Origin of the sequence: uncultured Tenacibaculum sp., assembly GCF_947502995.1 — a bacterium.
Classification (GTDB): Bacteria; Bacteroidota; Bacteroidia; order Flavobacteriales; family Flavobacteriaceae; genus Polaribacter.
The window spans coordinates 1-13,165 of record NZ_CANNBW010000038.1 but is presented as its reverse complement, the minus strand read 5'-3'; the positions used below and the strand labels follow the sequence as shown (position 1 = coordinate 13,165).

Below are 13,165 nucleotides of genomic sequence, written 5' to 3'. Positions count from 1 at the left end.
AGTTCGCTTTTTCTTGGGTACAGTGTTATTCATAAAATAAGTCTAAATTGTGTAAACTTATTTCAGGACGGGACATAAAGAATAAAAAAGCCTTGCTATTTATAGCAAGGCTTTTTGAATTTATGCTTCAGCTTCCATGTAATCTTCTATAGGATTACAAGAGCAAATTAAGTTTCTATCTCCATATGCATCATCAACTCTTCTAACAGATGGCCAGAACTTATTATCCATGATATATTCTAAAGGATAAGCAGCTTCTTGTCTAGAATAAGGAAAATCCCAACTATCATTAGTTAACATTGCTAAAGTATGAGGAGCATTCTTTAATACATTGTTTTGATCTTCTTTAGTAGCAGCATCAATTTCTTTTCTAATAGAAATTAAAGCATCACAAAAACGATCTAACTCACTTAAGCTTTCACTTTCAGTTGGTTCTACCATAATAGTACCTGCTACTGGGAAAGATACAGTAGGAGCATGGAATCCATAATCCATTAAACGTTTAGCGATATCAACTACTTCGATTCCATTTTGTTTAAATTCTCTACAATCTAAAATCATTTCGTGAGCAGCACGTCCCATTTCTCCAGTATATAAAGTTTGGAAATGTTCTTGTAAACGCTCTTTCATATAGTTTGCGTTTAAAATTGCAATTTTAGTAGAATCAGTTAAACCTTTTGCACCTAACATTGTAATATATCCGTAAGAAATTAAACAAGCTAGAGCAGATCCCCAAGGAGCAGCAGAAATTGCTGTAATTGGATTCTCTCCACCAGTAGTAATTACAGGGTTAGTCGGTAAAAATGGAACTAGTTGTGGAGCTACACAAATTGGTCCAACTCCAGGTCCACCACCACCATGTGGGATGGCAAATGTTTTATGTAAGTTTAAATGACAAACATCAGCGCCAATAGTAGCAGGATTTGTTAATCCTACCTGTGCATTCATATTTGCACCATCCATATATACTTGTCCACCATTATTGTGAATGATAGAAGTAATTTCTTTAATAGCTTTTTCAAATACACCATGAGTAGAAGGATAAGTTACCATTAAAGCAGCTAAGTTATCTTTATGTAACTCAGCTTTAGCTCTTAAATCTTCTACATCTATATTTCCTTTCTCATCTGTTTTTGTTACAACTACTTTCATTCCAGCCATTACAGCAGAAGCAGGATTTGTACCGTGTGCAGAAGATGGAATTAAACAGATGTTTCTGTGTGTATCTCCGTTAGCTTCATGATAAGCTCTAATAACCATTAGTCCAGCAAACTCACCTTGAGCTCCAGAGTTTGGTTGTAATGAAGTTCCAGTAAAACCAGTAACAACATTTAATTGTTGTTCTAAATTTTTTAATACAGTTTGATAACCTTCAGCTTGATTTAAAGGAACAAAAGGGTGAATATTTCCCCATTGTGGATTACTTAAAGGTAACATTTCAGAAGCTGCATTAAGTTTCATTGTACATGAACCTAAAGAAATCATTGAGTGATTTAAAGCTAAATCTTTTCTTTCTAATTTCTTAATGTAACGCATCATATCAGTTTCTGAATGATATGTATTGAATACTTCGTGATCTAAGAAAGATGTATTTCTTTTTATATTTTCTGGAATTATATTCTCTGAAACAAATTCAGTTATTGTAATATCTTGAATATTAAAAGCCTGCTCAAAACAATCAACAATAGCATTAATTTCTTTTAAACCTACAGTTTCGTTTAAAGAAATAGCAACATGATTTTTATCAACATAATTAAAGTTAATTTGGTTAGCTTCTGCTGTAGCTCTTAATTTTCCAACTTCAACTTCAACCAAAATAGTATCAAAATATGCCGTGTTTATTTGTTTAAATCCTAAGCGATTTAATGCAGCGGCTAAAGTTTGTGAAGCCGAATGAACTTTATTTGCAATAAATTGAATTCCTTCTTTACCATGATAAACAGCATACATTCCAGCCATAACAGCTAATAAAACTTGAGCTGTACAAATATTAGATGTAGCTCTTTCACGTTTAATGTGTTGCTCTCTGGTTTGTAAAGCCATTCTTAAGGCAGGTCCTCCATCTTTATCTTTAGTAACACCAATAATACGACCTGGTATACTACGTTTGTATGCTTCTTTAGATGCAAAATACCCTGCATGTGGACCACCGTAACCTAACGGAATTCCGAATCTTTGTGTAGTTCCAACTACAACATCAACACCAAATTCACCTGGAGCTTTCAAAACTGCAAGAGATAAAATATCAGCAGCTACAGCAACTTTAATATTATTTTCGTTTGCTTTTGATACAAATTCAGAATAATCAACAACATTACCGTTTTTTCCAGGGTACTGAAGAATAGCACCAAAGTAATCATCACCAAAATTAAATTTTTTATGATTACCTATTATTAGCTCTATTCCGATAGGAATAGCACGAGTTTTTAAAACCGATAACGTTTGCGGTAAAATTTCCTCAGAAACAAAGAATTTGTTTGCTCCAGCTTTCTTTTTAGCTCTTTCTCTAACATCAAATAATAGAGCCATTGCTTCTGCAGCAGCAGTTCCTTCGTCTAATAAAGAAGCATTTGCTAATTCCATCCCAGTTAAATCACAAACCATAGTTTGGTAGTTTAACAAGGCTTCTAATCTACCTTGAGCGATTTCTGCTTGGTAAGGAGTATAAGCAGTATACCATCCTGGATTTTCTAAAATATTTCTTTGAATTACACTAGGAGTAATTGCTTCATGATATCCTAGACCAATATAACTTTTGAATATTTTATTTTTAGCCCCCAATTCATTAATGTGCTGTAAGTATTCATACTCACTTAATGCTTCAGGCAAATCTAATTCATTTTGTAAACGAATATCGTCTGGTATAGTTTCGTAAATTAATTGGTCAATACTATCTACACCAATTGCTTTTAACATAATATCCTTTTCATTATCTCTAGGTCCAATATGTCGTAATTGAAATAAATTTGTATTCATTATTGTTGTGTTGTTAATTTTGATGTGCAAAAATAACTAAATATTGAAAATTTTTTAAATCTTAACTAACAAGTTTTTAACTATCCATAATAGTTCTAAACAAATAATTACTTTTATGCTGTGAAATATTTAAAGATAATTTTCGAGTTTTATATTAATTCGAGTTTACATGTCGCCCTATCAGTTTATGCACTGATAAGAATTACAGAGTTTTATTTTAGTTTATCTTATAATGAAGAGTTAGATTATTTTATTTTTTATGGAACTATAACGGGGTATAATTTTGTTAAATATGCAGGTATTGCAAAGTTGCATCACATGAGCCTGACAAAAAATTTGAGATTAATTCAGATCTTTTCTCTTTTTAGTTTTTTATTAATGTGTTATTATTTAACTCAGATAGATTTAAGAATACTACTTTATTTCATACCTTTTTCTTTGTTAACATTATTTTATGCTATTCCGGTTTTTAAAGGTTTAACCAAAAACTTAAGGAATATTGGAACTTTAAAGATCTTTATAATAGCCATAGTATGGTCTGGAGTTACTTCGTTGATACCTTTGGTTAGTAAAGGAGAAATAGAAATAAATGAAGTAATGTATAGTATTCAACGTTTTTTGTTTGTGGTAGTTCTAACATTGCCTTTTGATATTCGTGATATGCAATATGATAAAAAATATTTACAAACAATACCACAAGTGATAGGAGTGGAGCGCACAAAAAAACTTGGATTTATTTTATTGTTATTTACAGTTATAATTGAGTTTTTTATAACTCCAAATTCTAGTTTTAAATTTGTTTACATGATTGTATTTTTTGTTTTATTATTATTTCTACAAAGAACAAAAATAAAGCAATCTAAATATTATGCTTCTTTTTGGGTAGAAGCAATTCCTGTTTTTTGGTTTCTACTAGTAAATTATATAAAATAAAAAAGCTCTGATTTAATCAGAGCTTTTTTCTACTTTTTATTTTGTGTCAACTGGTGGAGTTGTGTCTTCACATAAAGGAATGTAAGTAGCAGGACATCTTGTGGTTTCAAAACGTTCACCATCTCCCCAAGATGAGAATATCCAACATCTTCTACTTCTTCTTGAGTAAATTCCTAAGAAAGAGTGAGCAGCTACAGTAATGCAATCAACACCTCTTAAATCAGATAATGGGATTTCATAAGTAAACTCTTTAACTCTATTATGATAATTTCTATAAGGAAATTGATAATAATTAGGATATCCATTTCTTGTTAATGGAATTCCATTTTTATCACCTACGTATAAGTTAGTAGCCCACAAAGACCAACAGTGATTTGCTTCATACTTAACAATTAAATTAACTCTGTCTGATGTAATTGTTAAAGTACCAGCTTTGTAACTTCTACCTATTATTATATCAGCAGTTTTATTAAATCTACCACCAGGATTTACAGGAACTGCGTTTCTGCTAGCAAATTTAATTTCATCAGGTAATTCAACTTGTACTTCAGTAACAATGTTTTGTAATTCGCCTAATTGTTCAGAACTTAAAACGTTCTCTCTTTGTTCAATAATAGATTCATTTTGTTCTAAAATTAAACCTTGTTCATCAGCAATGGTTTGCTGTACATCGTCAGTAAGATCCTGATCTATTAGATCAATTGCTTCGTTACCTAAAAATGTTGTTTCTTGTTGTGAATTTTGTTCTTCTTGAAGTTGAGATATATCTTCATTAGTGTTACATCCAGTAATAGATAATAACAATGCAGATATAAAAACATAAAATATCCCCCTCATAATTTAAGTTTTTATTGATTAATTAATTGATGCGCAAATATATATAAAAAATAAAAACATCAATATTTTTTTGAAAAAAAATAAATCTAAGTTTAATGTAATATAGCTGATTGTATGATCGACAAAAGGATTGTATTTTTACAATTAAATAAAAGGTAATCATGAAAATAATCATATCTCCAGCTAAATCTTTAGATTTTGAAACAAAAGCAAAAACAGAAAGCTTTTCAGAATCTAGTTTTTTAGAGCAATCTGAAAAATTGAATAAAAAGTTAAAAACATTATCAAGAAAGAAATTATCTGAATTAATGAAGATTTCTGATGATTTAAGTGCTTTAAATTATGATAGAAATCAAAATTGGAGTTTACCTTTTAGTTTAGAAAATGCGAAACAAGCAGTATTTAGTTTTACAGGAGAAGTTTACAGAGGTATAGATGTAAATACTTTAAGTGAAGCTAAAATTCCTGAAATGCAAAACAAGCTTAGAATCTTATCAGGTTTATACGGATTGTTAAAGCCCTTGGATTTAATTCAACCTTATCGACTTGAGATGGGAACTAAATTGAAAGTAGGACGAAAAGAAAATTTGTATCAGTTTTGGGGAGATACACTAGCCAATTCTTTAAATGAAGAACTTGAAGATGGAGAGTTGTTGGTTAATCTTGCTAGTGCTGAATATTTTAAAGCTTTACCTAAAAAAACTTTAAAGGTTCCTATGATTACTCCTGTTTTTAAAGATTTTAAAAATGGACAATACAAAACTATAATGACCTTTGCAAAAAAGGCTAGAGGATTGATGGTGCGTTATATCATAGATAACGATGTCGAAACTATAGAGCAATTAAAAGGATTTGATGTTGACGGATATGGGTTTTCTGAAGAAATGTCTAAAGAAAACGAATTAGTGTTTACTAGATAGATGTCAAGATAAATAAAAAAGAGGTGTAATTTTTTAAATTACACCTCTTTTTTTATTTGTGAAAAGTATGGTTAACAATCTGCTAATCCAACAGTTATGGCTAAACCTCCTTCAGAAGTTTCTTTATAGTTTTTATTCATGTCTTTAGCGGTTTCCCACATCGTTTCAATAACTTTATCTAAAGGAACAATTGCATCTTCAGGATTTCCTTCTAAAGCTAGTTCGGCAGCATTGATAGCTTTTATAGCTCCCATAGCATTTCTCTCAATACAAGGAATTTGTACTAATCCTCCTATTGGGTCACAAGTTAAACCTAAATGATGTTCCATGGCTATTTCAGAAGCTTCAAGGCATTGAGCGGGTGTACCACCTAGTAATTCTGTTAAAGCAGCTGCAGCCATAGCAGATGAAACTCCAATTTCGGCTTGGCAACCACCCATTGCAGCAGAAATAGTTGCATTTTTCTTAAATATACTTCCTATTTCTCCAGCAACTAATAAAAATTTACGAACGTGTTCTATGGTAGCATCATGGTTTTCAATAACCATGTAATACATAAGTACAGCAGGAATAACTCCGGCACTTCCATTAGTAGGAGCTGTCACTACACGTCCTAAAGAAGCATTAACTTCATTAACAGATAAAGCTAAACAGCTAACCCATTTTAAAATTTCTCTGAATTTAACTTCTGTATTTCTGATAGCGGAAATCCACTCTTCTTTATTACTATATTTACTGCCTTTAATTAATTTTTCATGAGTGGCGAATGCTCTTCTCTTGACATTTAAACCTCCAGGTAAAATTCCTTCAGTATGACAACCTATGTACATACATTCTAACATAGTATTCCAAATGTTGTCTAATTTTGCATAAACTTCATTTTCCGAATGTAGAACAGTTTCATTAGCTAAGACTATTTCAGAAATAGATTTTTCTTGCTCTTTACAATATTTATCTAAATCTACAGCTTTATTAATTGGGTATGGAAAAGAAATTTCGTTATTTTCAGAAGTTACTTCATTATTGTTTTCTTGTATTACAAAACCACCACCAATTGAATAATAAGTTTCAAATGAAATTTGTTCTTTTTTTTCATTGAAGGCTTTAAATGTTAATCCATTTGAATGAAAAGGCAAAAATTGTCTGTGAAATTCGATATTTTCATTTACGAAATCGATTTCTTTTTCAAGGTTAAAAAAAAGAGTGTTAGTGTCTTTTATCTTTTGTATGATTGAATCAATTGATGCTATTGGTATAAATTCAGGATCTGTTCCACTTAAACCAAGTAAAACAGCTAAATCAGTAGCATGGCCTTTACCAGTTAGTGATAAGGAGCCATATAAATCAACTTTAATAGAATGAACTTCATCAAATAATTGTTCTTTTTTTATTTTTTGAATCCATTGTTGAGCAGCTCTCCAAGGCCCTAAAGTATGTGAACTCGAAGGTCCTACACCTACTTTTAGCATATCAAAAACGCTAATGAATTGTGACATAAGTTTCAGATGTTTGTAAAAACAAAAATAAAAAACCTGTATTGAATTTCAATACAGGTTTTTCTATAAGTTAAAGAAACGTAAAAATTACATTCCGTATACCGATTCTTTACCAAACTTTTTAGTTAAAAGATAGTAAACTACTGCACGATATTTATTTCTTTCTGACTTACCAATTTGTTCTACAACCTCAGCGATTGCATCATCTAATTCAGAACCATCAGCTAAACCTAATTTTTTGATTAAAAAGTTCTTTTTAACAGTCTCAAGTTCTTTAGGATCAGAACCAGAAACAGTTTCAGCGTCTCTTTTGTAAATAGAAGGTCCTAAACCTTTGGTAACAGCGGTTAATAAATCTGCATCAAAACTTAAGTTTTTTTCATTCATAAATTTCGTGTACAGTTCCACTTTTTCGTCAAATTTGCTCATAATTTTTTAATATTAGTTATTTTGTTTTTCAACATCATTTCAAATATAGAAAAATAATTAGGTAAATCAAATTGATTTTCAGTCTTGAAGTCTTTTGTTTTTTTGAAAATATTCTACTTGTTAATTTGTTAATTATTTTGTTGAAAACTAAACAGCCGTCCTATTAGAAAAAAAGGGATCTTGTAGTAGATTTATATTATATCAAATGCTACAGTAAATGTCTTTATCAAAATTTGAATCTATGTTAAAAACCAACGAAGTATATTTTTTCGATACTTCGGAGTTTGAAAACATAGTTGAGCATTATTTGAATGTAGGAAAACATTCCTTAGCAAAGAAAGCTTTGCAGTTGGGATTAGAACAACACCCAGAATCAATTAATTTGAAATTATTGAAGGTAGAAGTTCTAGTATTTGATAATGAAATTGAAAAAGCTGTTAATTTACTATCAGATATAGAAGCCATAGAACCACATAATGATGAGGTTTTTATTCAAAAAGCAACAATTTTATCTAAACATAAAAAGCACAAAGAAGCAATTGATATTTTAAAACAATCTTTAGAGTTTGTGCAAGATCCAGTTGATGTTTGGGCAATGATTGGAATGGAATACTTGTATTTAGATGATTACGAAAATGCAAGATTTAATTTCGCAAAGTGTATTGATGTAGATTTTGAAGATTATTCTTCACTTTACAATATTGTGTATTGTTTTGAAATGGAAGAAAATTATGAAGAGTCTATAAATTACTTAAAAGCATATTTAGATAAAAACCCATACAGTGAAGTAGCTTGGCATCAGTTAGGAAAGCAATATTACGAGTTAGATAATTTTGAAGAAGCTTTACAAGCTTTTGAATATGCTGTGTTAATAGATGATGGATTTATAGGAGGTTATTTGGAAAAAGCAAAATCTTTAGAAAATTTAAAGCGTTACGAAGAAGCTATTCAAAATTATTTAATTACACTAGAACTAGATGATCCAACTGCATACGCTTACATAAGAATAGGTGAGTGTTACAATAAATTAGATATTAAGGAAACTGCTATTAAATATTATAAGAAAGCAGTTTACGAAGATCCGTTATTAGATAGAGGTTGGTTATTATTAACTGATGTTTATTATGCTGACGGAAATTATCATAAAGCAATTTATTACATTAATAAAGCATTACAAATAGATGATTCTAACCCAATGTATTGGAGAAAGTATGCAGATATTAATATTAAATTAAACTTTTATGAGGAAGCCGTTAAAGCATTTCAGATGTGTGTTAATCTTGGCGATATAGATATAGAAATTTACATTGCTTTAGCTGATGTTTTGTTATTCTTAGGAGAATTTGAAACAGCTTTAGATATTCTACTAAAAGCCAAAAAAGTTTATAAAAACTTTGCAGAAATAGAGTATCGTTTATTCGGATTATTTAAGATTAACCATAAAGATGATTATGCTTATAGTCATTTAAAAAAAGGATTAGAAATAGACTTTGCTCATCATGAAATGATCAAGGATTTATTCCCATCTATATATAAAGATCAAGAAACTCAGAATTTTATTTCAAACTTTAGTTTACTCTAATAACTTTCTCTTCCAAAGTTGTTGGATTATTATTCCAGATATAATTGTTAGTGCAGAAAGAATTAAAGCGGTTCCAGTTTTTCCATAAATCCAATTTCCAGTAGCAAACAAGAAACCATAAATTCCTATTACACTACAAAAGAAAGCTACGATTTTAGCTCCAATATTCTTAAACTTACTCTCGTTACCAAAAATTAGTTGATTAAAGCTGTCTAAAGTATTTTTATCTGTTGGCTTAGTTATTAAAGTAACAAATATCCATGCTGTAGTTGTAAGAAAAACACCAATAATTAATTGCCAATATCCCTTAATATCTAAAAAAGGCTCCACCATTTTATTATTTATAAAAAAGAAAATAGCGATTAAAAAAGATACAGCCATTGCAGCAATTTCACTGTAAGGGTTAACTCTATGCCAAAACCACCTTAAAATAAATAAAAGGCCTGTTCCTGCACCAATTTGTAATAATAAGTCAAAAACATCTTTAGCTGATTCTAAAAAATATGAGAAAGAAGCAGCCATAATCATTAATATAACTGTAGAAATTCTACCTACAATTACTTTTTGTTTTTCTGAAGCATTTTTATTGATAAAACGACTGTAAAAATCATTTACAACATATGAACTTCCCCAGTTTAATTGTGTAGAAATTGTACTCATAAAAGCAGCAATTAACGAGGTTAATACTAAACCTAATAAACCAGCAGGTAAATACGTCATCATTGCAGCATAAGCTACATCGTCACCTCTCATTTCTTCTGTTAGATTAGGAAAAGTATTGTTAATACTAACTAAATCAGGAAAAACAACTAATGAAGCTAAACCAACTAAAATCCATGGCCAAGGTCTAATTGCGTAGTGTGCAAAATTGAAAAATAAAGTAGCCCAAGTAGCATTTTTTTCGTCTTTAGCCGCTAACATTCGTTGTGCGATATATCCACCACCTCCAGGTTCAGCACCAGGGTACCAAGTACTCCACCATTGAACTGCAAAAGGAATTATAAACAAAGTGATTAAAGTTTCTGTATTTGAAAAATCAGGTAATAAATTTAATTTGCCTTCAACTGAAGTATGTGTTAAAAGTTCTTGAATTCCTCCAACTTCAGGGATATTTACTATGTAAATTGTAGCCCAAATAGAACCAATCATAGCAATAATAAACTGAACAAAATCTGTTAATAAAACACCTTTTAAACCTCCTAAAGAGGAATAAATTACAATAACTATAGAGGAATAGAGTAATGTTTCTGTTCGTGATAAATCTAATAATATATTAGCAATTTTAGCTCCAGCTAAACAAACTCCAGCCATTGTGATGACATTGAAAATAACTCCTAAATAAATAGCTCTAAAACCTCTTAAGAAACCAGCGGTTTTACCAGAATAACGTAGCTCATAAAACTCTAGATCTGTAGTGATTCCAGATTTTCTCCAAAGTTTAGCATAAAAAAATACGGTTAACATTCCTGTTAATAATAAAGCCCACCAAACCCAGTTTCCAGATACACCGTGTGTTCTTACAAGCTCAGTAACCAACCCAGGAGTATCTGCGGCAAATGTTGTGGCAACCATAGAGATTCCTAGAAGCCACCAAGGCATATTTCTACCAGAAAGGAAAAAATCAGCACTACTTTTTTTAGCTGATTTAGATGCTCTTATTCCAATGTAAAGAGAAAGTAAAAAGAAAATTATAATTATTGAATAATCTAGTAGAGTAAGCTTCATTTCAGTAAGTTTATGCTAATGTAAATAATTATTTTAAAAAGGTGTAAAATACGTGAAAAATCGAAAACGATTTCGCATTTTTATCTCAGAAAACAGCAAAATATAAGTAACTTTGGTATCAACATTTATGGGACAAAAAGTAAAAAAAATAGCAGTTATGACTTCTGGAGGAGACTCTCCAGGAATGAACGCAGCAATAAGATCTGTTGTAAGGACTGCAGCATATTATCGAACAGAATGTGTCGGAATATATAGAGGATATCAGGGGATGATTGAGGGAGATTTTACTCCAATGTCAGCTCGTAGTGTCAACAATATAATCCATAAAGGAGGAACGATTTTAAAATCGGCTCGTTCTAAAGATTTTATGACTAAAGAAGGTAGAGCAAAAGCTTACGAAAATCTTAAGGAAGAAGGTATAGAAGGATTAGTAATCATTGGAGGTGACGGTTCTTTCACAGGTGGAGTTGTATTTAATAACGAATATAATTTCCCTGTAATAGGTATTCCTGGAACAATAGATAACGATATTTATGGAACTTCTCATACTTTAGGTTACGATACTGCTTTAAATACAGCAATGGAAGCTATAGACAAAATTAGAGATACAGCTTCTTCTCACAATAGATTATTCTTTGTTGAAGTGATGGGAAGAGATGCTGGTTTTATAGCTTTAAATACAGGTGTTGGAGCAGGTGCTGAAGAGATTTTAATTCCTGAAGAAGATTTAGGTTTAGAACGTATGTTAGAATCTTTAAAGAAAAGTAGAAGATCAGGGAAATCATCAAGTATCGTAGTCGTAGCTGAAGGAGATAAATCTGGTAAAAATGTTTATCAATTAGCAGATTATGTAGAAGAGAATATGCCTGAATACGAAGTTAGAGTTTCTGTTCTAGGTCATATGCAAAGAGGAGGTTCTCCTACTTGTTTCGATCGTGTTTTAGCTTCAAGATTAGGAGTTAGAGCTGTCGAATTATTAATTGATGGTAAATCTAATTTAATGGTAGGATTAAAGGATAATGAAGTTGCTACGACTGATTTAGAAAAAGCAATTAAAGGTCAAAACTCAATAGATAAAGAATTATTAAGAGTGTCGGATATTATGACGACATAAATCAAATAAAAACAAACAATAGAAATGATTAAAATAGGAATTAATGGATTTGGAAGAATCGGAAGATTAGCTTTCCGTTCTGCTATCCAAAGAGACAATATTCAAATAGTTGCAATAAACGATTTATTAGATGTAGATTATTTAGCTTATTTATTAAGATATGATTCTGTACATGGTCGTTTTGATGGAACTGTTGAAGTTAAAGATGGTAATTTAGTTGTTAACGGACAAACTATTAGAATTACAGCTGATAGAAATCCTGAAAACTTAAAGTGGGATGAAGTTGGAGCAGATTATGTTATCGAATCTACAGGTTTCTTCTTAACTAAAGAGAAAGCTAATTTACATATTAAGGGTGGAGCAAAAAAAGTTATCATTTCTGCACCATCTAAAGACGCTAACATGTATGTGATGGGTGTTAACCATAATACTTTAACTGCAGACGAAACTATTATTTCTAATGCTTCATGTACAACAAACTGTTTAGCTCCTTTAGCTAAAGTTATTCATGATAACTTTGGTTTAGTAGAAGGTTTAATGACTACAATTCACTCTGCAACTTCTGGTCAAGATGCTGTAGATGGACCAAATTCTAAGTGGAGAAGAGGTCGTTCTGTATTACGTAACATGATACCAACTTCTACAGGGGCAGCTGTGGCTGTAACAAAAGTAATTCCAGCTTTAGAAGGAAAATTAACAGGAATGGCTGTTCGTGTTCCAACTGCAGACGTTTCTTTAGTAGATTTAACTTTTAGAACTAAAGAGGCTACTTCTTTAAAAGAGATTTTAGCGAAGCTAGAAGAAGCTTCTAAAGGTGAATTAGCTGGAGTAATCGGATATACTAACGACGAGGTTGTTTCTCAGGATTTCGTATCTGATATCAGAACATCAATTATTGATGCTGGAGCAAGTATTGAATTAAACGAGAATTTCTTTAAAGTAATTTCTTGGTACGATAATGAGTACGGGTATGCTACTAAGATTGTAGACTTATTAGAGCATGCTGCTTCATTATAATTTATAGATAATTTGAAATGAAAAAAAAGCACCTAAATTTAGGTGCTTTTTGTTTTAAAATTGTCCCGTCCTGAAATAAGTTTACACAATTTAGACTTATTTTATGAATAACACTGTACCCAAGAAAAAGCGAACT

The 13,165-nt window shown here is 30.8% G+C and carries 10 protein-coding genes; 5 read left to right on the top strand and 5 right to left on the bottom strand.

From position 1 onward, the window contains the following. Positions 1 to 120: 120 nt before the first annotated feature. The gene (gcvP, locus tag Q1A46_RS20390) at positions 121 to 2,976 is read right to left on the bottom strand and encodes an aminomethyl-transferring glycine dehydrogenase (protein WP_299683435.1); all 2,856 of its coding nucleotides are present in this window, start codon (positions 2,974 to 2,976) and stop codon (positions 121 to 123) included. A gap of 438 nt (positions 2,977 to 3,414) precedes the next feature. Here gcvP and Q1A46_RS20385 point away from each other — a divergent pair, with 438 nt between their 5' ends. Further along, positions 3,415 to 3,909, top strand: coding sequence for a hypothetical protein (locus tag Q1A46_RS20385; protein WP_299683433.1), 495 nt, complete (start codon positions 3,415 to 3,417; stop codon positions 3,907 to 3,909). Positions 3,910 to 3,945: 36 nt separating this feature from the next. On the opposite strand, the gene Q1A46_RS20380 is transcribed toward Q1A46_RS20385, so the two are convergent. Continuing rightward, positions 3,946 to 4,746: a hypothetical protein gene (locus tag Q1A46_RS20380; RefSeq protein ID WP_299683431.1), complete on the bottom strand. Its 801-nt coding sequence runs from the start codon at positions 4,744 to 4,746 to the stop codon at positions 3,946 to 3,948. A 161-nt stretch (positions 4,747 to 4,907) separates the two neighbouring features. Between Q1A46_RS20380 and yaaA the strand changes: the two genes are divergently transcribed. Then, the gene (yaaA, locus tag Q1A46_RS20375; protein ID WP_299683429.1) at positions 4,908 to 5,666 is read left to right on the top strand and encodes a peroxide stress protein YaaA; all 759 of its coding nucleotides are present in this window, start codon (positions 4,908 to 4,910) and stop codon (positions 5,664 to 5,666) included. 71 nt (positions 5,667 to 5,737) lie between these two features. Here the strand turns inward: yaaA and Q1A46_RS20370 are convergent, their stop codons facing one another. Both Q1A46_RS20370 and Q1A46_RS20365 read right to left on the bottom strand, forming a co-directional pair. After that, a complete protein-coding gene (locus Q1A46_RS20370; protein WP_299683427.1) occupies positions 5,738 to 7,162 on the bottom strand; it encodes an L-serine ammonia-lyase in 1,425 nt (474 codons plus the stop codon). A gap of 87 nt (positions 7,163 to 7,249) precedes the next feature. After that, on the bottom strand, positions 7,250 to 7,591 hold the full coding sequence (locus Q1A46_RS20365) for a DUF2853 family protein (RefSeq protein ID WP_299683425.1): 342 nt from the start codon (positions 7,589 to 7,591) through the stop codon (positions 7,250 to 7,252). A gap of 217 nt (positions 7,592 to 7,808) precedes the next feature. On the opposite strand from Q1A46_RS20365, the gene Q1A46_RS20360 reads away from it, so the two are divergent. Next, positions 7,809 to 9,173, top strand: a complete 1,365-nt coding sequence (locus tag Q1A46_RS20360; protein WP_299683423.1) for a lipopolysaccharide assembly protein LapB — start codon at positions 7,809 to 7,811, stop codon at positions 9,171 to 9,173. Here Q1A46_RS20360 and Q1A46_RS20355 read toward each other — a convergent pair. Continuing rightward, positions 9,165 to 10,898: a sodium:solute symporter family protein gene (locus Q1A46_RS20355; protein WP_299683421.1), complete on the bottom strand. Its 1,734-nt coding sequence runs from the start codon at positions 10,896 to 10,898 to the stop codon at positions 9,165 to 9,167. The genes Q1A46_RS20360 and Q1A46_RS20355 overlap by 9 nt on opposite strands. A gap of 127 nt (positions 10,899 to 11,025) precedes the next feature. Here Q1A46_RS20355 and pfkA point away from each other — a divergent pair, with 127 nt between their 5' ends. Both pfkA and gap read left to right on the top strand, forming a co-directional pair. Beyond that, positions 11,026 to 12,012, top strand: a complete 987-nt coding sequence (pfkA, locus tag Q1A46_RS20350; protein WP_299683419.1) for a 6-phosphofructokinase — start codon at positions 11,026 to 11,028, stop codon at positions 12,010 to 12,012. A 24-nt stretch (positions 12,013 to 12,036) separates the two neighbouring features. Continuing rightward, a complete protein-coding gene (gap, locus tag Q1A46_RS20345) occupies positions 12,037 to 13,029 on the top strand; it encodes a type I glyceraldehyde-3-phosphate dehydrogenase (protein ID WP_299683416.1) in 993 nt (330 codons plus the stop codon). Positions 13,030 to 13,165 lie beyond the last annotated feature (136 nt).